Source organism: Brevibacillus sp. (assembly GCF_003521185.1).
Classification (GTDB): Bacteria; Bacillota; Bacilli; order Brevibacillales; family Brevibacillaceae; genus Brevibacillus; species Brevibacillus parabrevis.
Genome location: NZ_DOTK01000089.1, coordinates 48,077 through 71,473 on the forward strand (window position 1 = coordinate 48,077; position 23,397 = coordinate 71,473).

General features: G+C 54.4%; 19 protein-coding genes. 10 read left to right on the top strand and 9 right to left on the bottom strand.

Translation table 11 applies throughout. From position 1 onward, the window contains the following. Window positions 1-82 precede the first annotated feature (82 nt). The 3 genes from DEP07_RS25980 to DEP07_RS25990 all read left to right on the top strand — a co-directional run bounded on the left by DEP07_RS25980 (window position 83) and on the right by DEP07_RS25990 (window position 5,507). Complete coding sequence (locus DEP07_RS25980; RefSeq protein WP_173598377.1) at window positions 83-1,336, top strand: efflux RND transporter periplasmic adaptor subunit; 1,254 nt, start codon at window positions 83-85, stop codon at window positions 1,334-1,336. Continuing rightward, window positions 1,329-4,433, top strand: coding sequence for an efflux RND transporter permease subunit (locus DEP07_RS25985; RefSeq protein ID WP_287103220.1), 3,105 nt, complete (start codon window positions 1,329-1,331; stop codon window positions 4,431-4,433). Before DEP07_RS25980 ends, DEP07_RS25985 begins: the two co-directional genes overlap by 8 nt. 117 nt (window positions 4,434-4,550) lie before the next feature. Continuing rightward, window positions 4,551-5,507, top strand: coding sequence for a Gfo/Idh/MocA family protein (locus tag DEP07_RS25990; protein ID WP_122963078.1), 957 nt, complete (start codon window positions 4,551-4,553; stop codon window positions 5,505-5,507). 94 nt (window positions 5,508-5,601) lie between these two features. On the opposite strand, the gene DEP07_RS25995 is transcribed toward DEP07_RS25990, so the two are convergent. Both DEP07_RS25995 and DEP07_RS26000 read right to left on the bottom strand, forming a co-directional pair. Next, window positions 5,602-6,567, bottom strand: a complete 966-nt coding sequence (locus DEP07_RS25995; protein WP_287103221.1) for a DHH family phosphoesterase — start codon at window positions 6,565-6,567, stop codon at window positions 5,602-5,604. A gap of 163 nt (window positions 6,568-6,730) precedes the next feature. After that, window positions 6,731-7,621: a LysR family transcriptional regulator gene (locus DEP07_RS26000; RefSeq protein ID WP_122963080.1), complete on the bottom strand. Its 891-nt coding sequence runs from the start codon at window positions 7,619-7,621 to the stop codon at window positions 6,731-6,733. A 116-nt stretch (window positions 7,622-7,737) separates the two neighbouring features. On the opposite strand from DEP07_RS26000, the gene DEP07_RS26005 reads away from it, so the two are divergent. Next, on the top strand, window positions 7,738-8,898 hold the full coding sequence (locus DEP07_RS26005; protein ID WP_122963081.1) for an MFS transporter: 1,161 nt from the start codon (window positions 7,738-7,740) through the stop codon (window positions 8,896-8,898). Between the two features lie 1,416 nt (window positions 8,899-10,314). Here the strand turns inward: DEP07_RS26005 and DEP07_RS26010 are convergent. Then, window positions 10,315-11,205, bottom strand: coding sequence for a LysR family transcriptional regulator (locus tag DEP07_RS26010; protein ID WP_173596184.1), 891 nt, complete (start codon window positions 11,203-11,205; stop codon window positions 10,315-10,317). Between the two features lie 166 nt (window positions 11,206-11,371). Here DEP07_RS26010 and DEP07_RS26015 point away from each other — a divergent pair, with 166 nt between their 5' ends. The 6 genes from DEP07_RS26015 (at window position 11,372) to DEP07_RS26040 (ending at window position 18,117) form a co-directional block, all read left to right on the top strand. Beyond that, a complete protein-coding gene (locus tag DEP07_RS26015) occupies window positions 11,372-12,307 on the top strand; it encodes a dipeptidase (RefSeq protein WP_122963261.1) in 936 nt (311 codons plus the stop codon). A 26-nt stretch (window positions 12,308-12,333) separates the two neighbouring features. Continuing rightward, the gene (locus DEP07_RS26020) at window positions 12,334-13,425 is read left to right on the top strand and encodes a DmpA family aminopeptidase (protein ID WP_287103222.1); all 1,092 of its coding nucleotides are present in this window, start codon (window positions 12,334-12,336) and stop codon (window positions 13,423-13,425) included. Window positions 13,426-13,481: 56 nt separating this feature from the next. Further along, window positions 13,482-14,798, top strand: coding sequence for a serine hydrolase domain-containing protein (locus DEP07_RS26025; RefSeq protein WP_287103223.1), 1,317 nt, complete (start codon window positions 13,482-13,484; stop codon window positions 14,796-14,798). 368 nt (window positions 14,799-15,166) lie between these two features. Continuing rightward, on the top strand, window positions 15,167-16,315 hold the full coding sequence (locus tag DEP07_RS26030; RefSeq protein ID WP_370641104.1) for an ABC transporter substrate-binding protein: 1,149 nt from the start codon (window positions 15,167-15,169) through the stop codon (window positions 16,313-16,315). Between the two features lie 17 nt (window positions 16,316-16,332). Then, complete coding sequence (locus DEP07_RS26035; protein WP_287103224.1) at window positions 16,333-17,283, top strand: carbohydrate ABC transporter permease; 951 nt, start codon at window positions 16,333-16,335, stop codon at window positions 17,281-17,283. Next, window positions 17,284-18,117 carry a carbohydrate ABC transporter permease gene (locus tag DEP07_RS26040; RefSeq protein WP_122963087.1) on the top strand — a complete coding sequence of 278 codons (834 nt, stop codon included), beginning with the start codon at window positions 17,284-17,286 and terminating at the stop codon, window positions 18,115-18,117. A 5-nt stretch (window positions 18,118-18,122) separates the two neighbouring features. Here the strand turns inward: DEP07_RS26040 and DEP07_RS26045 are convergent, their stop codons facing one another. The 6 genes from DEP07_RS26045 to DEP07_RS26070 form a co-directional block, all read right to left on the bottom strand. Next, complete coding sequence (locus tag DEP07_RS26045; protein WP_287103225.1) at window positions 18,123-19,001, bottom strand: phosphotransferase family protein; 879 nt, start codon at window positions 18,999-19,001, stop codon at window positions 18,123-18,125. 75 nt (window positions 19,002-19,076) lie between these two features. Then, window positions 19,077-19,523 (bottom strand): hypothetical protein, encoded by a 447-nt coding sequence (locus DEP07_RS26050; protein WP_122963089.1) that lies wholly within the window; start codon window positions 19,521-19,523, stop codon window positions 19,077-19,079. A gap of 99 nt (window positions 19,524-19,622) precedes the next feature. After that, window positions 19,623-20,516 (bottom strand): DMT family transporter, encoded by an 894-nt coding sequence (locus DEP07_RS26055; protein ID WP_122963090.1) that lies wholly within the window; start codon window positions 20,514-20,516, stop codon window positions 19,623-19,625. Window positions 20,517-20,580: 64 nt separating this feature from the next. Then, complete coding sequence (locus DEP07_RS26060) at window positions 20,581-21,897, bottom strand: sodium:solute symporter family transporter (RefSeq protein WP_122963091.1); 1,317 nt, start codon at window positions 21,895-21,897, stop codon at window positions 20,581-20,583. After that, window positions 21,894-22,598 (bottom strand): response regulator transcription factor, encoded by a 705-nt coding sequence (locus DEP07_RS26065; protein ID WP_122963092.1) that lies wholly within the window; start codon window positions 22,596-22,598, stop codon window positions 21,894-21,896. Before DEP07_RS26065 ends, DEP07_RS26060 begins: the two co-directional genes overlap by 4 nt. 5 nt (window positions 22,599-22,603) lie before the next feature. Then, the gene (locus tag DEP07_RS26070) at window positions 22,604-23,323 is read right to left on the bottom strand and encodes a sensor histidine kinase (RefSeq protein WP_229049852.1); all 720 of its coding nucleotides are present in this window, start codon (window positions 23,321-23,323) and stop codon (window positions 22,604-22,606) included. Between the last annotated feature and the right edge of the window lie 74 nt (window positions 23,324-23,397).

Below are 23,397 nucleotides of genomic sequence, written 5' to 3' on the forward strand. Positions count from 1 at the left end.
TTGAACAAAACGGAATGAATATTCATTCCGTAAAACCGACATCGCTTGGACATGTACCTAATTAAGCAGGAGTGAAGAGAACATGAATGCATGGATCAGGAAAGCGGCGGGAAGTGTAGCGCTCCTCTCGCTTGTGCTGGTGGGAACGGCTTGCACAACAGGGGAGCAGCCTGCAAGCAGCGTGGAAACCCGGCTGGATGCAAAAGTGGTGGAAACGAAACGCGTTCAAACGAAGACTGTCCGTACCGAGAGCGAGCTGTCGGGAACGCTTGTTCCTGTAGAAGAGGTGACGGTTGCTTTTGAAATTGCCGGGGAAATCAAACGGATGCCGTTCAAGGAGGGGGATTCGGTTAAAAAGGGAGACGTCCTGGCGGTGCTTGGCACCACGGACTACTCGCTCCAGCTCGCAATGGCAAACGCAGAAGCAAACGGCGCGAACGCCCAATTGGCCAAAGTGAAAAACGGCTCCCGCAAGGAAGAAGTCCAGCAAGCGCAGGCAGCGGTTGAAGCGAAGCAAATCTCTTTGCAGCAGGCCGAGAGCGATTACCGCCGCATGGAGCAGCTACATAAAAATGGGGCGATCTCGCAAAGTGAGTTTGAACGGGCGAAAAATGCGCGGGAGCTGGCGGAAAAAGACCTTTTCCAGGCAAAAGCGACCTACTCTCTGGTCGTCGAAGGGGCGCGCGCGGAAGATGTGAACGCGACGCAGGCGAGCTATCAAGGAGCGATGGCAGCACGCAATCAGGCGGCGGCGACACTGGCGAAAACCGAGGCGAAAGCGCCTTTTGCCGGAACCGTACTGGCAAAAATGGCGGATGTCGGTCAGCTTGCAGGCCCGGGTGCTCCCGTGTATCGCATCGGCAACATCCAGCAGCTGAAAACGGTTTTGCCTGTGCCGGATAAAGACATCTCATCCTGGCGGGCAGGCGACGAGGTCGAGCTTGCGCTGTACGGGAACAAGCGCAAAGGCAAAGTGACGAACATCTATCCGGCTACGAATGAACAGACGGGCACGATCGGCGTGGAAGTGGTGGTCGACAATGCCGCCAAAGACTGGTTTGCCGGGCAAGTGGTCAGTGCGAAACGAACCTTGGAGCAAAAAGAAGCGATTTTTATTCCGACCCAAGCTGTTTTCAGCCGCGGGTCTGAACCTTATGTCTTCCTTTTGACAGAAGGAAAAGCCCGCAAGACGACGGTAACGCTGGGGGAGTATGTCGACAACGAGCTGGAAATTACAGCAGGGATAGCGGCGGGCGATGTCTTGATCACTGACGGGGCAGACCGCTTGCTCGACGGGGATCAGGTCACTGTCAAAGGAGGCGTGAAGCATGATTGAATTTTTGATCAAGAAGCGAAAAATCACGCTCGTCTTTTTTGCGATGCTGATCTTGATGGGGGTTTACGTCTTGTTCTCGCTCCCGAGACAGGAGCAGCCTGACATCATCGTCGGCACCGCGACAGTGACTACGGTCTATCCGGGAGCGACTCCGCAAAAAATCGAGCAGACCGTCACAAAAAAGCTGGAAGAGAAGATCAATGAAGTGCAAGGGATCAAGTCGATCAACTCCGAGTCGCGTTCAGGGGTGTCGATCATTACCGTACAGACGGAAAATGATGCCAAACCGAAAGCCGTGTTTGAAGACATGCGGAAAAAAGTGAAGGACGCCGAAGCCGACCTGCCGGAAGAGGCGGAGCAGCCGATCATCAATGATGACATGAGCCGCACTTTCATCCAGTCGTTCCAAATTACCGCCGATTCTTTTGAACAAATCGTGCAATTGCGCGATACGCTCGACCTGTGGAAGGATCAGCTGCGCACCGTTCCGGGCGTGTCCGATGTCTCGATCCTCGGATTGCCCGAGCAGGAAGTGAAAGTCAACGTACAGGCGCAAAAGCTCCAGCATTACGGCATTTCTTGGGCGCAAGTCATGAACGCGATTCAAACGAAAAACGAGACGGTTCCACTCGGAGACATACATGTCGACAAACGCCAATACCAACTGACCATGCCTGTCAGCTACGATCCGACTTCGCTCGGAAAAGTGGTCGTGACCCGTACTGCTCAGGGGGTACCCGTCTATTTGCAAGATGTCGCCACGATTTTGGACAGTACGAAACGGGTGGAATACAAGACGTACTACAACGGAAAGCCCGCCGTCACGGTCAGCATCAACGCCGAGCTGGGCAGCAACGTCCCGAGCGTCCAGCGCGCGGTCGACGAGAAGCTGCATTCTTTAGAAGAGCAGCTGCCTTCGTGGGCGAAAAAGGAAACGGTTTACGCCCAGATGGATCGGATCGACAGTTTGTTTTCCGAGCTGTTGCATGAAATGCTGATCGCGATTGTGGCCGTCCTGTTCGTTTGCAGGCTCGGCTTGAACTTGACGACTTCGATGATGGTCGCCCTCGCGATCCCGATCTCGCTTGCGTCAGGGATGGCTGTTCTCCCTTTGCTCGGGATCACGCTGAATCAGATGAGTGTCTTTGGCATGATCATCGTTCTCGGGATTTTGGTGGATGACGCCGTTGTGGTCAATGACAACATTGAGCGCAGGCTGTCCGTGCTTGGAGAAGAACCGTATACGGCAGCCGTGCTTGGCACGAAAGAGGTTGCCGTTTCGATTGTCACGGCGACATTTGCCACGATCAGCGCATTTGGCCCGATCATTTTTTTGACAGGCGATGCCGGGCAGTTCATTTTTCCGGTGCCAGTCGTCATCATTTTCACGATGACCGCCTCCATGATCATGTCGCTCTCGCTCATTCCGATTTACCGGGAGTGGAACGAGAGACGAAAAAACAAGCGCGCGAAAAAAACGGCAGCAGACCGCAAGCCAGCCGGACTTTTGGGCAAGCAGATCGATGCGCTGACCCGCTGGTACGGAGATCGGGTCATGCCGGCGATGCTGAAAAACCCGTTGAAAACGGGAGTGATCGGGGTGCTGGTCGCTACAGCCTTTTACGGACTGGCTGCGTTTATTCCGATCCAGCTGTTCCCGGATGACGACAGACCGCAGATGATTGTCAACATAAACATGCCGATCGGCAGCAATTTGCAGGAAACCGACCGGATCGTCCAAGGCACCAGCGACTGGATTGTCAAACAGCCGCACATTCAAAAGGTGGCTGCCTTCGTCGGGGGAGCTGCCCCGCAGATGATCACGAGTGCCCCGTCGATCGGAACAGGCGAAAACATGGCGCAGCTCGTCGTCGTCTTTGACCATACGCAGATGGATGCGCGCAAAGTCGTCGAGCCGTGGACTGTGCAGCTGAAAGAACTGTACCCGGAGGCGAATATCATTCCGTACAGCGTGAAGGCGGGCATGTATTCGGGCAGCCCGGTCGCCATTCGCGTGTATGGAAATGACTTGTCCGAGCTGTATGCGATTTCCGAGGAAGTCAAAGCGATGATTAAAGAGACGAAAGGAACTTACAATATCAATGACACGCTCGGGAATGCGCAATATTCCCTCCAATTCCAGGTGGAGCAGGGGAAAATGGACAAGGCGCTGGTCCATGAAGCGGATTTGACGAGAACGTTGCGTCTGATCAGTCAAGGCATCCCGGTTGGACAGTTTGACAACGGGAAAAAGCTGATCGACATGACTTTGCTGGCTGATCAGGCGAACATGACTCCGCAGCAGCTTTTTAGCCAGCTTACGGTTCCGAATAGCCAGGGGCAGCTCATTCCGGTGGCGCAAATAGCGGAAATGAAACCGAGCTTGTCCATCCAGAGCATTCCCCGCTACAATATGTCCCGCAGTGTCACGATTACGAGCGATGTGCGGGGGCGCACGGCGGATGACGTGATGAGCGAGCTGGTGCAAAAGCTGGAACACGTCGAAATGCCGGATGGTTACGCCTGGAAGGTGACGGGTGAATCGGAGGAGGAAGGCGACGTGCTGGCCGATTTGGGGCTGCTCGCGGTGGTGGCTGTGCTGCTCATCTTCCTGTTGATTGTGTTGCAGTTCAATTCCTTGTCGATACCGACTTTGGTGATGAGCACAGTCTACCTGGCGATCGCCGGAAGCATGATCGGGTTGTTCATTACCGACACGCCGATCGGCTTCATGACAGTAGCCGGGTTTATCTCCTTGGCCGGAATTGTCGTGCGAAACGGAATTGTCCTGATCGAGTTCATCGAAGAAGCACGGCACGCTGGCATGGGGTTGCGAGACGCGGTGATCGGCGCTGGAAAAGCGCGGTTGCGCCCGATTTTGCTGACGACTTTTGCAGCCGTGGCTGGCCTTGCCCCGATGGCGATTTCCGGGAGCGTGCTGTTCAAACCGCTGGCCATCACGATTATTTCCGGGCTGCTGTTCTCGATGCTTTTAACTTTGATTGTTGTGCCGTCGCTTTATACCGTCGTGGCGCTGCAAAAGGAAAAGAAGCGTGAGCGGGTGGAGAAGCAGCAAGAGGCTCCGGCTTGCGTGTAGCGGTTTTGGCAAAGCTTTTTTGCGCGATCTCGTTTTTTTACAAGGAATTTTCAGACAAATGGAGAAATGGGGGAGGTGCAAAAAAGACGTACTTCATCAGGAAGCGAGGAAAGACAGATGAACCAGAGCAAGTGGAAAGTGGGCGTCATCGGCGCAGGAGTCATGGGCGAACGAATGATGAACGCCATTCGCACGCACGAAACATTTTGTGTAGCGGCAGTCAGTGACGTTTCGGCGGAAAGAGCGCAGGAGGCTGCGCAAAAATCCGGAGACGTGCCGTGGTACACCGATTACAAGGAATTGCTCGCAAAAGAAGAGCTGGATTGCATCTATCTGGCTGTTCCGCCAAAATTCCACCACGCGATTGCCTTGGACGTGCTGGCTCACAAAAAGCATTTGCTGTGCGAGAAGCCGCTCGCCAACTCGCTTGGGGAAGCGGAGGAAATGCTGGCCGCAGCGAAAGACGCAGGTGTCGTACACGCGATGAATTTCCCGCTCTACTATCAGGGCATTTTCCCGGAGCTGCGCCGCAGGCTGGAGGAGATCGGCGATGTGCGCAGAATCGACATTTTGACTCATTTCCATACATGGCCGCGCCCGTGGCAGCAGACGCCGTGGCTGTCCGGTCGGGAGCAGGGCGGCTTCATCCGCGAGGTTTTGCCGCATTTTACCCATTTGACGTACGCTTTGTTTGGCGACTTGCAGGTGATCCGCTCGGAGGTAGACTATCCGGAAGATCCGCAAGCGTGTGAAACAGGCGTATCTGCCTTCTTGCGCCTGGCAGACGGCACGCCTGTGACGATCAACGGGCTGGCGGGTATCGCGCATCAGGAGCATTTGGACTACCGCATTTACGGTACAAAAGGCACGCTCAGTGTGGTCAACTGGAGCAAGCTGTCTGTCGGAAGAGACAATGAAGCTCCTCAGGCAGCGGGCGTGCCCGAGCAGGACCGTCTGTCGCTGTTGCTCGATGAGCTGGCGCTGGCTCTGGAAGGCAAGGAAGCCAGGCTGGTTACGTTTGAGACAGGTGTAAAAGTGCAGAAAGTATTGGAAGCGTTGCTGGGTCACGCGTAACGGTAAGGCAGGAAAAATCCCCTCGCGGAAGCGTCCGCGTTCGTCTCGTAACAGCTTGGGACGGACGTGGATGACCGGAGGGGATTTTTTGCGTTTAATGGACGCGCAGGGCTGGGTAGACGAACGTTTTCAACGTCAGCCCTGTGAACGAGCAGCCCGCCGCTTTTGGATGTCCGCCACCGCCGTAATGGGCGGCGATCACAGAGAGATCGACGTCATCGCGGTTCGTGCGCAGGCTGATCCGGCCTTTTCCCGGATCGAGCATGGCGACAAAGTCGATTGTCTCGTCGCTTTTGCACAAAAAGCTTCCCGTCGTAGAGTGGTATTGCTCCAAAAAGACGACCCCGACTGTGTACTGCTTCGGCTTGTCCAGGTCGATGTCGACCGGAAGCCGCTTCATTTGCCGCAGCTTTTTTTGCTCGTAGGCAGCGATTTTGCGTTCCTCCGCATAGATCAGGATCGACTCCCATTCCGTGAACACAAACTGATCCGTGTCGTCGCCTTCCCCGCGCAATCGTCCGATTACTTGATCGGCAAAAGTCTCCCGTTCTGCCAAGTAAAACAACAGGTTCAACTGATGCGCCTGGTCGTTGCCGCTCGTCTCCCAGTCCCACGTGTCAAAAGCGCGAACCAGCTCTACGTAGTGGGAGAGCACGTCGGTAGGCGCAAGCGCGCCCTTTTGGATCAAGTAGTCGTAGTAAAGGCTTGTGGCCGAGGGCTTTTTCCCCGCCTCCTCTACCACGACATTCGCCCAGTCGTACTTGGCTGACAGCGGCAGCGCTGTCGGGTGGTGGTCGATCAGGACGAACGAATGCCCGCGCGCGACCTGTTTTTGAATCAGGGCGGCGGCTTTTTCGTTGACGCTGACATCGGTAATGACAACGGACATTCCGGGGGCAAGCTCCTGCTCGATAAACGTCTCGATCTCCTGGCTGACGGTATACGGAGATACGCCGCGGACGAGGACTTCCTGGTCGGCATAGGCGATTCGGCTCAGGATGGCGCACGATTCTCCGTCGAGGTCCTTGTCGGTGAAATGGATGATGGCTGGCTGATGCATTGAAGGCTCTCCTTGTGTTTGGCTTTTTGTGGGATAGCGAAGCTACCACTTAGGATGTCCTTTTCGGCTGGTGTTCGAACCAGCGGGAGGGCGAGCCGAGCCATTTTTCAAAAGTGTGTGTCGTCTGAAGTTCGTTGATGAACAAGCAGTCCGCCTGCGTTTGTTAACGAAAGGTGCGAAAAGACGTCTCCAGCTTATGGATAAACGCTTTGGCAGCCACACTCATGTACTTGTCGTTGCGATACATGATCACCATTTCCCGGATCGGCGAATCTTTGATCTCGATCGCGCGAATGTTGAGCGAGGGGAAGCTTTCGATCAGGCGGCTGGGCTGGATCGTGGCTCCGATTCCGGCGTGAACGAGTTGGAGCAGAGAGGTGGCAGAGCCTGTTTCCATGATCGTCTCAACGGTCAGCCCGTATTCCAGCCCCCATCTGTCGATCAAATCCCTGCCGTAAAAGCCTTTCGGATACATGACAAACGGGATGGTGCGCAAATCGTCGGCAGACACAAATTCGTTCTCGGCAAGCGGGTGGTCGGCATGGACGTAGAGACTGTACGTTTCCGTGTAAAACGGGATGCGGGTCAAGCGCTGGTCGGCAGGCACGGCGGGCATGGACAGACCGACACCCAGGTCGACTTCAATGTTCAGCACCTGATTGACGATGTCGATGGAAGGAAACACTTGCACTTTGGTTTGCGGGAATTGCTTATGAAAGTCGATGAGCAAAGAGGTGAGCCGATAGTCCAGGTCGGAGGGCAGTACGGCAATGCGCAAGTGGCTGGCATGCAGGCGGGTCAAGTCTGCGATGGCTGTTTTCGCATTTTCAAGCTGCTGCGCGATTTGTCTGGCGTGATGCTCCAAAATTTCTCCGGCTTCTGTCTTTACCGTTTTTTTCCCGATGCGGTCGAACAGGGGGACGCCGACTTCGTCTTCCAGAACGCGGATTTGCTGGCTCAATGTCGGCTGGGTGATGCCGAGCTTGTAGGCGGCTTCGGAAAAATGCAGTTCGTTGCACAGCATGAGAAAGTATTGCAGCTGGCGAAATTCCATCGCTTCCGCTCCTTTATACATAGTCTGTAGCTATTGTTTGTATAGAAAAAATAGAATTGATCTATTATAATCCGGCATTTACACTTCATTCAAGGACTGAGGAAGGAAGTGCTTGCGTGAAGTTTTTTTATTTGGGTTTCGTCGTGTTTTTTCTGTCGCTGAACTTGCGGCCGTCCATTACGTCTGTAGGACCGTTGCTTGACATCATTCAAAAGGATTTGGGCATGAGCGGCGTGACCGCCAGCCTGATTACGACGCTTCCGGTCTTGTGCATGGGGCTGTTTGCGCTTTTGTCGATCACGCTTAGCCAGCGTTTTGGGCTGGAGCGAGCGTTGTTTGTCTCTATGGTGATGATTTTTGCGGCTACGGCGTTTCGGGCGGCGGTCAACGACAGCGTCAGCCTGCTGGCGACTGCCCTGATTTCCGGAATTGGCATCGGCATCGCAGGCCCGCTTTTGTCAGGCTTTATCAAAAAGCATTTTCCTGGCAGGCCGGGTGCTACGAGCATCTACTCCGTATCGCTGGTCATCGGGGCGGCGGTCGCTTCGAGCTTGTCGATTCCGATTTTTGAAGGGCTGCACCAGTCGTGGCAATATGCGCTGTGCGTCTGGGCAGGCTTGGCGGTGATTGCGGCGGGGCTGCTGCTTCCGCTGACGAAAGAAAAAGCGGCGAAATCGGAGCTGACACGGCCTTCCTTGCGGGTGAAAAATGGGCGAATGGGCAGCAGCATGGTGTTTTTCGGTTGCATGTCATCGATGTTTTACATGATTACCGCCTGGCTGGCGCCGCTCGTGCAATCGGCAGGAATCAGCCACGAGCAGTCGGGACTCGTTCTGACGTTGTTTACGATCATCCAGATTCCCGTCAGCTTTTTCGTCCCGGTCATCGTCAGCCGCACGGGCAAACGCAATCTGTGGCTCGTCATCTGTGCCCTGTCCGAGCTGATCGGCGTCGCTTTGCTGCTCGCTCACCTGTCGCCGTGGTTGGCGACCGTGTTTCTCGGAATCGGGGCAGGCGGTCTGTTCCCGCTGGCGCTTTTGATCCCGATTCAGGAAGCGGAGAGCGCTGCAGAAGCAACTTCCTGGTCAGCGGCAATGCAATGCGGCGGCTACATGCTCGGCTGTCTTGGGCCGATGCTGATTGGGTTGACTGTGGATGTTTTTGGCAATTTTACGGTTGGGTTGATCGTGATGCTGTTCATCATCGGTTGTCTGCTCTGGTCGATCAGCAGGCTCGGCGGGCGGAAGCAGGTGGTTAAAAGGACGGTGGCGACATAGGGGAGGAAACAGGAGAAACCGCCGCAGGGCATCTGGCCTCTTGCGGAGAAGGGGAGACTGGAGGAGTCCGAAAGCCCTGCCGCTTGTTTCTCCTGTTTCCTCGGCCAGCGTTTGGCTTTGATCGGAGTTTGTTTGTTGAAAGTTAAGCGGAGGAGAAAATTTTGGATGAGGTTTGTGGTGGTTGATCAGGAACTGAAATGTTAGTGCAGCTGTTGATCGGTGCTGCAGCGAAGGGAGGAAACAGGAGAAACCGCCGCAGGGCACCTGGCCTCTTGCGGGGAAGCCTAGACTGGCCGCCTGCGGTGAAAAAGGAAAACCGCGGCAAAAGTAGTATGTTCGAAGAAGTGTGCTCACGTTGCCGCTTAAAAGCCGTTTTCCTTTTTCGCCTCCGGCTGGGGGGAGTCCGAAAGCCCTGCCGCTTGTTTCTCCTGTTTCCTCGGCCAACGTTTAGCTTTAGGCGGATATGCTTCTTGATCGTTAATCGGGGATGAAAAATCCAATGCAGGTAGTAACGAGCTTTTACATGGACGAGTTGCACGCAGTAACCTTCTTCTAGAAGAACCCTCATCATGTTTTCATGTCTTGTTGAAACGGACGTTGAACTCATCCGCCCCAGACGAGGAAAGAGACGAAATGCGCGAAAGCTCTTTGGGATACCGACCGAGGTTCCGAGGAAAAAGCGAAACACGGTTTTAAGCGTCAGCGTGCTCCCGCTTCTGTGAGCGGCTGCTTTTGACGCGGTTTCGCTTTTTCCCCGGAGCCGTGCAGTCTAGGCCCCCAGCGGGTATCCCAAGAAGCTACAGCGATTCGTCTCTTTCCTCGCCACGCCTGAAGTACCGATGACGCAGACTTCAAAGAGTCAGCCCAAGCAAGCTTTTATGCATTCAGCCTTTTCCTTGAAACCCCCGATCACCACACCTAGCCCCAGACGAGGAAAGAGACGAAATGCGCGAAAGCTCTTTGGGATACCGACCGAGGTTCCGAGGAAAAAGCGAAACACGGTTTTAAGCGTCAGCGTGCTCCCGCTTCTGTGAGCGGCTGCTTTTGACGCGGTTTCGCTTTTTCCCCGGAGCCGTGCAGTCTAGGCCCCCAGCGGGTATCCCAAGAAGCTACAGCGATTCGTCTCTTTCCTCGCCGCGCCTGAAGTACCGATGACGCGATCTACAAAGCGCCACCCCAACAGGCTTTGCTCCTTAAGCTTTTTCCCGCCTCACCTGAAGTACCGATAACGCAATCTACAAAGCGAAGCCCAAGCAAGCTTTCATGCATTCAGCCTTTTCCTCGCCACACCCGAGTTACCAATAAAGCAATCCACAAAGCATCCTCCCAAGCGCTCCCCATTCAACCGAAGCCACCCAAAAAGAAAAAGCCTCGCGCACAAAAACGTGCCGAAGCCTTTTGCCAACGGTATATCCCTCACTGCAACGCCTTGTTTTGCATCAAAAAATCGATAAACGTCCGCATGATTCCGTTCACAGGCGTGTCTTTCAAGTAAATCAGCTCAAAATTGCGGTTGATTTGCGGCAGGTTGAGGACATCTACTTCCTTCAACTCCCCGTCGCTCAAATCCTTGCTGATCGCAAAGCGCGGCAAAAAGGCGATGCCAAGCCGCTGTTTCACCATCCGCTTGACGACCTCGATGTTGTCCGCTTCCATGACGACATTGTTTTGCAGTTGAAAATGGCTGAACGCGTTGTTGATCAGCTTCCAGTCCAGAGAGCCGCGGTTGAACAAAATCAGCCGTTCGCGCGCCACCTCTTCGATCGACACCTGATGGCGATAGGCAAACGAATGCTCAGGGTAAATCGCCAGCACCATGTCGTCGGACATGAGCTGAATCCGGTTGATCTGCGGGTGGTTGACCGCCCTGGCGATGCCGAACGAAACCTCGTGGTTGAGCACCATATCGAGCACCTGATGAGAATGTCCCGTGAGGATCGTCAGCTTGATTTTCGGGTACAGCTGCTGAAACTGTTCCACGAGATCCGGCAAGATGTAGAAGGCCGAAACGAATACGGTCGAAATGGTCAGCTCGCCTTCCACGTCGCCTTGCGACCGCTGAATCGCCTGTTGGCCTTCTTGCAGTGTGTTCATGATATTTTTCGCGTAGGGCAAAAACAAGTCGCCTTCTTTGGTCAGCGAGATCGTATGTCCGGTGCGTTGAAACAGCTTGCAGCCCATCGAGGTTTCCAGCGCTTTGATCCGCATGCTGACGGTCGGCTGGGAAAGGTACAACAGGTCTGCTGTTTTGCTGAAACTCCCGGTCAAGGCAACAAAGATAAACGCTTCCAGTTGTTCCATATTCATAGGGGTAGGCTCCATTATGCAAAATTTTGAAGATGCCTATAGCAAAAATTCATTGGAATCGCACTTAAAAATACATTACCGTAAAATGAGAGAATTAGGTAGAGTTCGACCAGAGAAAATAGAGCGAGGAATGATGGGAATGCAGGGAATGATGGGAATGCAGGGAATGATGGGAATGCCGATTATCGATTTGCATTGCGATGCGCTGTTGAAGCTGTGGGAGGAAAAGGGCAGCATCTCCTTCACCGATTCCGACAAGCTCGATGTGAACAGAAACAGACTGCACGAAGGCGGAGTAAAGGTGCAAAGCTACGCGATTTTCACGCCACCCGATCTGCCGTCGGAAAGCCGGTTCCAGTGCGCGCTGGATCAGATTCATTACTTTTACGCCGAAGTGCTCGGCAAACACCCGGAAATGAAACAGATTCGCGACTGGAGCGATCTGGACAAGCTCGGCGACGGCGAGATCGGAGCCATGTTGACACTCGAAGGGGTCGAGCCGATCGGCAACGACTTGAAAAAGCTGCACATTTTGTACCAGCTGGGCGTGCGTTCTGTTGGGCTTACCTGGAACCTGGCGAACTTGGCGGCTGATGGAGTGCTGGAAGAACGGAAGGGCGGGCTGACCGCGTTTGGCAAAGAGCTGATCCAGTTTCACAATGAACGAAAAATTTTGACAGATGTTTCGCATTTGTGTGAGCGCAGCTTCTGGGAGACGCTGGAGCTGGCAAAGTACCCGATCGCGAGCCATTCCAATGCGCAGGCGATTTGCGGCCATCCCCGCAACCTGTCCGATGAGCAGGCAAAGGCGATGTTTGCCAAAGGAGCCAACGTCCACGTCGTCTACTGCACGATGTTCATTAACGAGTCGACACCGCCGACAATCGACGATCTGATCCGGCATATCGACCATTTTTGCTCGCTCGGCGGAGTACGCCACATCGGGCTAGGCTCCGATTTCGACGGGATTTCTGCCAAAGTCGTCGGACTGGAGCATGCGGGCATGAGCCAAAATTTGATCAATGAACTGCTCAAACGATACACAGAGGATGAAGTGCGCGGGTTCGCCTACGAAAACTTTTTGCGCAACCGTCCAGTGTAAGCAAAAAAGCGCAAGGAGGAGTAACCATGGACCGCACTGAAAAGAACAGAGGAAAAATTCGCGAATGGGGAGCTGTCGTCGGCAAGCTGCCTACAGGCGAAAAAAACGATCTGACAGACGTGGCAGGTGTCCGCGTGGGGCATGTGACGATTCAGCACGAGTTGGCAGACGGGGAGTGCGCATGTACAGGAGTGACGGCGATTTTGCCGCACGGAGGGAGTCTGTTCCGCGAAAAGGTGACCGCTGCAAGCTACGTCATCAACGGCTTCGGCAAGACGACCGGGCTTGTGCAAGTAAACGAGCTGGGGGTGCTGGAATCGCCGATCATGCTGACCAACACGTTTTCGGTGCCAGCCGTCACGCAGGGCACATTGCAATACATGCTGGCTACCAATGAGGAAATCGGCGATACGACAGGAACGGTCAACATCGTGGTCGGCGAGTGCAACGACGGGCACCTCAACTCCATCCGCCGCTGTGTGGTACGGCCGGAAGACGCAGTGGCGGCGATTGAAAACGCTTCGGAGCAAGCGGTAGAGGAAGGAGCGGTCGGAGCAGGAACGGGCATGATCGCTTTTGGCTACAAAGGCGGAATCGGTTCGTCTTCACGGGTCGTGGCGGCGGATGGGCAGAAGTACACGCTCGGTTCGCTGGTGCTGTCCAATTTTGGCAGCAAGGACGACTTTTTGGGCCACCGGCTGTTTGCCAACAGCAATACCAACGCCGACGAAACAGAAACGGCCAAACAGGCAACCGAGCGCAAAGAGGACGGTTCGATCATCATGGTACTGGCTACGGACGCGCCGCTGAGCGATCGGCAGTTGCTGCGCGTCGCCAAGCGGGCAGGAATCGGGCTGGGGCGTACGGGAAGTCACTTCGGGCACGGGAGCGGCGACATCGTCATTGCCTTTTCCACCGCACAGAAAATTCCGCACAACACAGACGCGCATACCGAGACGCGCGTACAGCTTCGCGAGGATCACCCGATCATGAACGAGCTGTTTGCGGCGGCGGCAGAGGCGACGGAGGAAGCGATCTACAACTCGCTGTCCCAGGCAGTCACGACGAATGGCAGAAAAGGGCGCACGGTGCACGCGCTACCGACCACGCTTTTGTAAAAAGGTCGGCTTCAGCAAGAACGATCTCATTTATCCCAACAATATGGAGGACGGCTATGGAGCGACTGCAAACGACAGAGCTTGCGCATTACGTAGAAACTTTCATGGAAGAGCACAGCGTCCCTGGCCTTGCCGTGGCGCTGTCTCTTCACGGACAAACGATCTATGCCAAAGGGTTTGGCGTGCGCGATCTGGATACAAAAGAGCCTGTTACGCCCGAAACGGTTTTTGGCATCGCTTCCGTCACCAAGTCGTTTACGGCAGCGGCGATCATGCAGCTTGTTCAAGAAGGAAAGCTGTCGCTGGATGATCCGGTCAACAAATACTTGCCGTCGTTCCGACTGACAGGCTGCGATGCGGGCAAAATCCAGATTCGCCATCTCCTGTCCCATACCTCCGGCGTTCCGCCGCTGCTGCGCAAAGAAGAGCTGATCCAGTTTCACGAGCACCTCGATTATTTGGCTCACGTGGAATTTGCCGCGCTGGGCGAGCCGGGACAGTATTTCAGCTACGCCAATGACATGTTCCTGCTGCTTGGGGCGATCATCGAGCGAGTGACGGGCCGTCTGTACCGCCGTTATATGACGGAACGGCTGCTGGAGCCGCTTGGCATGCACCGCTCTACGTTCAGCCTGGAGGAAGTCGCGCGTCTGTCCAATGTCTCTACCCCGTATGCGCGGCGAGGGGCAAACCAGCAGATGACAAAGGTTGCCTGGCCGACGCTCGGCAACTACGAGGTTGGCGGCGGCATTCGTTCCAGCGTGGAGGATTTGCTTGCGTACGGAAGCCTGTACGTAGGCGGAGGACCCGATCAACAGCAGGAAATCGTGCCCGCCAAAGGACTTGCGCCGATGTGGCAGCCCGTCCATCGGCTGACGAAAGACGCCTGGTACGGATATGCGCTCAAGACGACAACGGACTACGCGGGGGTCACGCTGGTCGAGCACGGGGGAGGGCAGCCAGGCGTGTCGTCCAATTTCGGTTTTGTGCCAGAAAAAGGTCTGGTTTGTGTCGTGCTGTCCAACATGGAAAACGTGCCAATCCGCAAAGTATGGCTGGCAGCGGTAAACGCGGCGCTGGGCTTGCCGCTTGCCCACAAGGAGCCAGACGCGCCGCTGTATCAGATCGACGGCGAGGAGCTGGACAAGCTTGTCGGGACGTACGCTTGCGCAGAAGGCGGGCACCTGCGGCTCTTCGTCAGGGAGGGCGTGCCCGTCGCCGATGTGGCAGGCACCGAGTTTGCCCTGCGCGCTGCCGCAAGCGATACATTGATCTTTACAGACAGCGAGCTGCCGCTGCGCTTTTTCTTCAAGGCGGATCGCCGAGCCTGGGCTGTGCTGCTCGGGATGAGGATGCTGCAACGCGTCGAATAGTCTTTTGCAAAAGCTGCATTCGCAAGCCTGTTTCACGGGGGAAGTAAGCCGTGGAACGGGCTGTTTGCTTTGCAGCGAAAAAGAGTAAAGAAAGTGAAAATATTGGTAAAAATTTTAAAACTAATAATTCTGAATATTTACTATAATACGAACTGTCTTCCAAAAGTAGAGGGGGTTCGTGTATGGGAGTTCGATCCTGGATATTTGCGGCACTTCAAGTGAGTATCGCCACGGCATTGCTGGTTGGGTGTAGTCAGCCCGCCGCCAATTCCGGCCAAGCGCAGCCAGATGGCGCGAAAGAGCAAGCTGGACAAGAAGTCAGGCTGAAGATGGTCGAGAGCATTACCAGTCCGCAGCGCACAGCGCTTCTGAAGGAAATGCTGACCCAGTTTGAAACGAAAAACCCGGGCATCAAGGTAGACCTGATCTCCCCGCCTTTCGAGGGGGCCGATCAAAAAATTACGCAAATGTTGATGGCAAAAGAAGAGCTTGATGTGCTGGAGGTCCGTGAGTTCAATGCGAAGCAGTTCTCGATGAACGGCTTTATTGAAAATCTGAAGCCCTACACGGAAAAATGGAGCAATTACGACCAGCTGACCGATGTGGCAAAACGCCGCGCCACTTGGGTCGACAACACCCCTTACTATATTCCGAACGGCTTGTATCAGCGCGTCCTGTACTATCGGGCGGACTGGTTCAAGGAAGCGGGCATCGAAGCGCCCAAGACGTGGGCTGAGCTGTTGGCCGCGGGCAAAAAAATGACCGACCCGGCCAAAAACCGTTACGGGTACAGCTTCCGGGGAGGCCCTACCGGGTGGGACTACGCCTTGATTGCGATGTGGGCCTACAACGGCACCGAGGTCGATCCGTCCTCTGCTTTTTTCCTGAAAGACGGCCGGACGCTTTTTTCTACCCCGGAGTCATTGGAGGCAATGCGCTACTACAAGCAGCTGTACAAAGAAATATCGCCGCCCGATTCGGTAAGCTGGGGCTTCCAGGAGATGGTGCAAGGCTTCGTGGCAGGTTCGACGGCCATGCTGATCCAAGACCCCGATGTCATCGATGGAGCCAAGGAAAAAATGCAGGAAGGAACATGGGCAACCGCCCCTTTGCCGATTGGGCCATCAGGTGTAGCCCAGCAAGTGGTAGGCGGACCAGGCTGGGGCATGACAGCATACTCCAAGCATAAAGCGGAAGCATGGAAGCTGATCGAATTTCTTTCTGACCCCGAGCAAAGCACCCACTTCGCCAAGAAAACGTCTGTCATTCCTGTGGTAAAAAGCGCAGCGGAAGACGAGTTTTACAAAACCGGATACTTCCAGCCGTTCATTGAGATGAACCAGCAGCCGCAAACATTCATCGATGTATCCAGACCTGTCGACTACAAAGGCTGGGGAGCGTGGCAAAGCGCGGCAGACAAGGAAATCCAGAGCTATTTGCTCGATCAGCTCTCTGCGGAAGACTTGCTGAAAAAGTGGGACGAGTATTGGACAAAAGAGCGGGCTGAGCGCAAATAGACGAGGGGGGAACGGTCTTGCAAACAGAGAAGCCCATCGTCGTAACGAAAGAACCATTCGTTTCGCCACCGAAAAAGCCGTTTCGGCTGTCCAGGGAAGGAGCTTTCATCTGCCTTTGCTTGCTGCCAGCGGTATTGTTTGTCGGCATTTTTACTTACTATCCGCTGCTGCGCGGCATCATCATGTCCTTCCAAAACTACACGCTGTTTAATTTGCTGGATGTGCGCTTCATCGGATTGGACAACTTCTTCGCTGTCCTGACCAGCCCGGAGTTTCCCCGCGTGGCGTTGAACAGCTTTTACTGGGTGGCTGTCTCGCTGTTCTTCCAGTTGCTGTTCGGCTTTGCCTTGGCGTTGTTCATGCGCCGCCGTTTCCGGGGGAGAGGCATCTATCAGGCGTTTGTGTTTTTTCCGTGGGCGATGTCCGGGTTTTTGATCGGATTGATCTGGCGGTGGATGTTCAATGCGCAATTTGGCGTCATTAATGACTTGCTGGTGAAAAGCGGGTTGATCGCTGCCCCGATCCCGTTTTTGGCCGATGGAAAATGGGCGCTTGCGGCCGTGATCATCGCAAACATTTGGTACGGTGTCGCTTTTTTTGCCATCATGATTTTGGCTGCCCTGCAATCGATCCCGGAGGAGCTGTACGAGGCGGCAGCGATGGACGGCGCGGGGCGCATCCAGCAGTTTTGGAGCGTGACCTTGCCCTACATTTTGCCGACGATGCTGGTGACGATTCTTCTTCGGGTCATTTGGATCTTGAATTTTCCCGACATCATTTACGCGATGACCAATGGCGGTCCGGCAGGCTCGACTCACATCTTCGCCACGTATATGATCGATAAAGTCATTTTCGGACAGGATTACGGGCAAGCCTCGGCTGTAGGGGGCATCATTGTCTTGCTCCTTCTGGTGTTCACCGTGTTTTACGTCAAGGCGACCCGCATGGAGAAGGGAGGGGATTTCTAGATGCAGCGCGATCACATATGGTGGCAAACAGCGCGGGTAGTTGTCTTGGGCGGATTTTTGGCCTTTGCGATTTTTCCGTTGTACTGGATTGTCATCACGTCGCTCAAAGGGCAAAAAGAAATTTTCTCGTTGCCGATCCGCTACTGGCCCGATGAGGTGACGTTGCTCAATTATGTGGAGATTTTTCGCATCTCGCATTTTCAGGTCTATATCTGGAACAGCTTTCTCGTATCGCTGTTCGCTTCGGCGCTTGTCGTCGTGATCGCCATGCTTGGCGGGTACGTTCTGGCCCGCTTTTCGTTTCGGGGCAAAAGAGAGGTCATGTTCGGCTTTCTCGTCACACAGATGATTCCGATCTTCATCGGGATGGCGCCGCTCTATGTCATGATGTCGAAAATGCATATTTTGAACAGTCTGTTTTCTTTAATCCTGATTTACACCGTCATGCTGATTCCGTTTTGCACGATCATCATGTCCGGCTTTTTTCAACGCATCCCGAACGCGTTGGAAGAGGCGGCCATGATGGATGGCTGTTCCCGGATCAGCGCGTTGTTTCGCGTAATCGTGCCGATCATGCTCCCCGGTATCGCAGCCACGTTCATTTTTGCCTTCGTGCAATGCTGGAACGAGCTGATCATGGCCGTTTTGTTCATCGATGAAGAGTCAGTCAAGACGATCCCGGTCGCCATGAACGCTTTCATCAAAAAGTACGACATCGAGTGGGGAGCGATGTCGGCAGCTACTGTTCTGTCTGTCATCCCGACGATGCTGTTGTTTGCCTTTTGCCAAAAGTACCTGGTGGAGGGGCTGACGCAAGGAGCCGTGAAAGGATGAAGACGCTACACATAGTCCCGCATCCCCGCCCGATACGCCTGTTCATCCCCTTGCTCGATGCCGAACAATGCTTCCTGCAAGGCAAACGTGCTGCGATAAAAGCGCATGCGGACGAGGACGGAATCCAGATCGGGGTACCACGGTGACAGGCAGGACAAAAAGTTCTCGCCATAGCTCGCGGCGAGTCCGGCGAAATCGTAAGCCGCGTCGCCGATGCCTGCTCCGCCGAAGTCAATGATGCCCGTGATCCGCTGTTTTTGCGCGTCGTACAAAATGTTGGTCGTGCCGAAGTCACCATGAATGAGCCGCGGCGCAAACGCAAAGTGGGCAGGATCAGCCAGATACGTCTCAAATCGTTCAGCAATCTCCTGTTTGGCCGACTCGCGCATGGCCGGGAACAGCCGGGAGACGATTCGGTCGTAAAGCTCCGTCAGCTCGTCTGCCATGCCAACCGAGTCGGAAACAAGCTCGGGGAGCCGCTGTTCATACGGAAAAGAGTGCAGCTCGTACAGAAATCGCCCGAGCTGGGCCGCGATGGCAGGGAGCTGATTGTGACGGGCTGCTTGCGCAAACGCTTCACGCGTAAACGGCTCTCCGCGTAGCAGCGGGTAGCCAGTGAAGACTTTACCAGGCTCCTCCGGCACGAAGGAACGATAGACCGGAGCGGGGATCGGCAGGGAAACGCTATCCTGGACCGCTTGCAACACGGCTGTTTCTTTTTTCAACTGGCGAATGCCCAGCGCGTACTTGGGAAAGCGAAACACGTACGCGCCGTTGACGATCCACACATCGTTGTTTTGTCCGATCTCATTGCGAACGAGAGAGTGGACAATGAAATCAGGATAGACATCCTGGATGGCGCGTATGCAGCTTTGTTCATTCATAGCCGTTCTCCTTTTAGCGTGTAAAATGTGAAAAAGAAAGAGCACTCTCCCGCGTGGAAAGTGCTCTTTTCGCATTCAGGAAGCAGCCAGCTCGAATCGGACCACCGTTTCCTTGCCGCCCGCGAGCTTTTCCTGCTCGACGACTCGCCAGTTTCTGGAGATCGTCTTGCGCATCCAGTCGAGCGCTTCAACTGACAAGCGAACCTGGCTCAGTGCCGTTTCCTCTACCTCATAATCTTGCTCGGCCAGCAGCTGATAGCGCTTATTCAACAGGAACTTGATCCCGTTTATCGTCGTGAACTTGATTTGATAGCCGTCGCGAATGGCTTGTTCCAGCGCAGCAGAATCGTTTTGGTACAGTTCAAAGAGGGGAGAGAAATCGTATTTGCCGCCTTCCACATCAGCGAAAGGCTCCGAATCGCCCGTTCTCAGCCTGTGAATGATTTCTTCATCGACAAATCCATGGGCACGAGCGGCTTCCAGAAGCATCGTCTCCCATTGGGACAGCTTAACCGTAGACATGAACAGCCCTCCTCGATCTTTGCATGTACTGTCTAGTATAATCTCTGCTTTTGTAAAACTCAACCATAATTCCGACTGTTTTTGTATGAAATAAAAATGTCACGAAGAAACAGGCGAAGCGGACTTATGATCGCGCGGCTCTTTGGAAGTGGTGGTTAGCGTAACGCCTGCGATGATCAGGAGCGCTCCAAACAGTTGAATGAGCGTGACGGGCTTCGCCAACAGGAAAAAGCCGAACAGCATGGCGATAAACGGCTCCAGGTTGGAAAACATCGCGGCTTTGGCCGCTCCGACTTTTTGCAGCTGGCTGTTCCAGATCAAGGTGACGATGCCGTGCATGATGACAGCGGTCACAAACAACAAAATCCACGAAGACAACTGCGTGCTGTAGGCAACTTGCGGCAAGCTGGCGAAGACGAACGGCAGCAGCGCGCCGAATCCGATCAGGTTGGAAAAAAGCGTGGTCACGAGCGGAGGCAGTCGGTGGCCGAGCATGCGGACGAGAATGATTGAGACGGCAAATGTCAGCATCGTCAGCACGATCCAGAGAATGCCGACGTCAAAGTGCAGCTCGGCCCCTGTGTAAATGACGAACAGAACGCCAGCCGTACCGATGACAGCGCCAAGCCCCATGCGCCATGTCAGCGCTTCTTTTAAAAACAGGGCGGCGAGCAGCGCAGTCGTTACCGGAGTCAAAGCCAAAATCAGCGACGAAGTAGTAGGATCAGCCGTCACCAGCCCTTTGTAAAACGACCACTGGTTAATCCCGACGCCGACAATGCCGAGAGTCGCAACCAAAAGCCAGTCGCGCCGTGACAGCTTCGGAATCGTCAGTCGTCCTTTTGCCCAGATCAACAAAAACAGCGCGATGAACAGCAGACGCATGACAGACAAAAACAGCGGCGAAAATTCCGCCACCAGCATTTTGCCAAAGACAAAATTGCTGCCCCAGGCGGTGACGCAAAAAATGAGCAGCAAGTAAGATCGCAGCATGACATTCGTTCCTTCCTGTGCGATCAGCGCCAGCCAGCACCAGCAGCGTAAGGGCTTGCAGGCGTTACGCCGTGCGGAAGTAGCGCCTCCACAGCCAGGTGATGCTCAGGTAGCCTACCAGGAAGAAGGCCGTAGCAAAAGAAGCGATCCAGATCGCTTTCATCGGATCGACAAACGCTCTGCTGACGTACCCTGCTGCCTGTCCTACCACAGCGCTGATCAAAATGAAATTGGATGCCTTCCCCCGCGACCAGACGATGACGATCAAGGGCAAAATCAGGGAGGCGTAGATGATGCCGAAGAAAAACAGCAAGTCGAGCAAGGTCGGCTTGAAATAGCTCGTCAGACCAAAAGACACCGCGCCAATCATGATGGCGAGCATGTAGCCCGTGCGAATTTTTTGCCGTTCGGTTGCACGCGGGCGGAACAGCTGATAGACGTTGTTGACCATCAGGCTGATCATGGAATGCAGCCCGGCTCCGAATGCGGACATGATCGCACCGAAGGAGCACAGGACGAACAGGACAAGCAAAAACATCGAATCGATTTTGCGGACGAGGTCGAACATGAGCGAGTAGATGTCGTCAAAGCCGCCCGTGAAAATGACGATGATGATTAGCGACGAAAAGGCCAGCGGCACCGTGGCGAAAATCAGTCCGGACAGCAAAAAGGTCGGGACGATTTTTTTCTCTTCCATCATATACAGCCGCTGCCAGGAAGCCTGGTCGGAAAAAACTTGTCCGAAGCCGATCAACAGCCCCGTGACGATAAACAACAGCCCTTCCTTGTTACTTGCCACGAGCAAATACGGATGGTACAGCCGCAAGCCGTTGTAGACGTGCTCGACGCCTTTTCCGATGAAAAAGTAAACCGGAATGAGAATCGCCGCAGCAAATGTAATCACAATCTGCACGATGGCAAAGCGGTGGATCGAGCGGATTCCACCGATGCCGGCAAACAGGACGGAGAACACAAAAAAACAGAGCAGACCGAGCGGGATAGGCAAGCCGAACAAGATGTTCAGCAAAACGCCGCCAGCCATCCCTTGGACAAACATCGCTTCGATCGTCGTCAACAGCAACAAAATAATCATCAACCAGTAGCCAAAAGGGTGCAGCTTGCCCTGCAAGTAATCGCCGATGGTCATGCCTTCGGAAAATTCCCGGCGCACCCGGCGACCGAGCAAACCGAAGAAGCAGAGGGCGACTGCCCCCATCAAGGCGAAGCCGATCCCGCCGAAGATGCCGTATTTGACGAGCGCCTCTGGTGAGCCAAAAATGGTGTTGCCAGTCACCCAGCGGGCAAGAATGGAGACGGCCCCGAGTCCGATCCCGATTTTGGCTGCGCCCAGCACGTACTCGCGAAAGGATAAATACGTCAAAATACATTCCCCTTGTCCCGATATTCTTTGGGAGTTTTCCCGACCACCTTGCGGAAGATGGTGCTGAAATAGTGCTGGCTGTTGAAGCCTGTGCGCTCCGCTACGGTCGAGATGCTCCATTCCGGATGGCCGATCAGAAATTTTTTGGACATCTGAATCCGGTACTGCATCAGGTACTCGGAAAACGAAACGCCGACTTCCTCATGAAACCGTCGACTGAGATAAGTCGGATTGATGTGCACCTCTGCGGCGAGGTCAGCCAGGTTGAGCTTTTCGGCAAATTTCTGGTGGATGATGTTCATCGCATCGGAAATAATCCGGGTGTAGGCGGACAAGGCAGGACTTTTCTGGTATTTGTTCAAAATCTCGACCAGCTCGCTCTCGATGACAGGCTTCGTGATGTAATCGACGACACCGAGGCGGATGGATTGTTTGGCGTAATGAAAATCTTGGTAAGCAGTCACGATGATCAGTTCGATCTCTTTATGCTGGGCACGCAGCTCCTCGCCGAGCGCCAGCCCGGATTTCCCCGGCAAATTGATGTCCAGAAAGGCGAGATGAAGAGGCACCTTCTGGCTGATCGCCATGGCTTGGCTGCCGTCAGCGGCCTTGTACAGATTCCACAAGGGGAACATGGGCTGGATCAAGTATTCCAGCTGGTCCAGCTCCAACGGTTCGTCATCCACGAGTAGTACGTTCATCTTGTTCACCTCACATCAACATGTTCAAAAATACACGGCCATTGAACAATCACACGCGTTCCTCCCTCAGATGAGCTTTCTAGCTGTAATTGTGCGTGATCACCAAAGCAAAGGTGGAGTCGGCGCCGGATGTTGTCCAAGCCGTGGCCGCTCTTCTCATGCGGCTGTTCGGCTTCGCTGTCTGTTCCATTCTCATGCTCGAAGGCGGCGAGGTCAACGGAGCCGTTGTCTGCGACGACGAGCAAGACATCGTCTGCCTGGCGGCTGATGTGAATTTGCAAAACAGCGTCGCCCATCTTGCGCTCCAGCCCGTGTTTGAACGCATTTTCCACGAGCGTTTGCAGCACGAACGGAGGGATCGAGGCGGTGAGCAAATCGTCCGCGCATTCGAGAGTAATATGCAGCCGGTGGCCGAAGCGGAGCTTTTGAATCTCCAGGTACTGCTCGGTGTATTGAATCTCCCGGGCGAGTGAAATCAACGGCTCCGTCGATTTGTACTTGAATTTGAGAAACTGGGAGAGGACTTCGAGAGCCCTCACCAGCTCTTTTGTCCGGTTGAGCCGTGCCAGACTGAGGATGACATTCAATGTATTAAACAGGAAGTGCGGCTGGATTTGCTGGTTCAGCTGATTGTAGAGCGCTTGCTGAAGCTCCTTTTCCAGCTCGATCTTCACATTTTTGTTTTCCAGCAGGTCGATGCGCTTTTCAAAAATGAACAAAAACAATAAAGCAATAGCTCCTATAATAGGAGCCAAAATGAACAACAGAATGAGCAGAGTGAAACCTTCGAAGCTTATCA

Bases quoted from the DNA above. Each gene is read 5' to 3' on its own strand.
- DEP07_RS25980 (WP_173598377.1), top strand. From the start codon at position 83: ATGAATGCATGGATCAGGAAAGCGGCGGGAAGTGTAGCGCTCCTCTCG.
- DEP07_RS25985 (WP_287103220.1), top strand. From the start codon at position 1,329: ATGATTGAATTTTTGATCAAGAAGCGAAAAATCACGCTCGTCTTTTTT.
- DEP07_RS25990 (WP_122963078.1), top strand. From the start codon at position 4,551: ATGAACCAGAGCAAGTGGAAAGTGGGCGTCATCGGCGCAGGAGTCATG.
- DEP07_RS25995 (WP_287103221.1), bottom strand. From the start codon at position 6,567: ATGCATCAGCCAGCCATCATCCATTTCACCGACAAGGACCTCGACGGA.
- DEP07_RS26000 (WP_122963080.1), bottom strand. From the start codon at position 7,621: ATGGAATTTCGCCAGCTGCAATACTTTCTCATGCTGTGCAACGAACTG.
- DEP07_RS26010 (WP_173596184.1), bottom strand. From the start codon at position 11,205: ATGAATATGGAACAACTGGAAGCGTTTATCTTTGTTGCCTTGACCGGG.
- DEP07_RS26015 (WP_122963261.1), top strand. From the start codon at position 11,372: ATGATGGGAATGCCGATTATCGATTTGCATTGCGATGCGCTGTTGAAG.
- DEP07_RS26020 (WP_287103222.1), top strand. From the start codon at position 12,334: ATGGACCGCACTGAAAAGAACAGAGGAAAAATTCGCGAATGGGGAGCT.
- DEP07_RS26025 (WP_287103223.1), top strand. From the start codon at position 13,482: ATGGAGCGACTGCAAACGACAGAGCTTGCGCATTACGTAGAAACTTTC.
- DEP07_RS26040 (WP_122963087.1), top strand. From the start codon at position 17,284: ATGCAGCGCGATCACATATGGTGGCAAACAGCGCGGGTAGTTGTCTTG.
- DEP07_RS26045 (WP_287103225.1), bottom strand. From the start codon at position 19,001: ATGAATGAACAAAGCTGCATACGCGCCATCCAGGATGTCTATCCTGAT.
- DEP07_RS26050 (WP_122963089.1), bottom strand. From the start codon at position 19,523: ATGTCTACGGTTAAGCTGTCCCAATGGGAGACGATGCTTCTGGAAGCC.
- DEP07_RS26055 (WP_122963090.1), bottom strand. From the start codon at position 20,516: ATGCTGCGATCTTACTTGCTGCTCATTTTTTGCGTCACCGCCTGGGGC.
- DEP07_RS26065 (WP_122963092.1), bottom strand. From the start codon at position 22,598: ATGAACGTACTACTCGTGGATGACGAACCGTTGGAGCTGGACCAGCTG.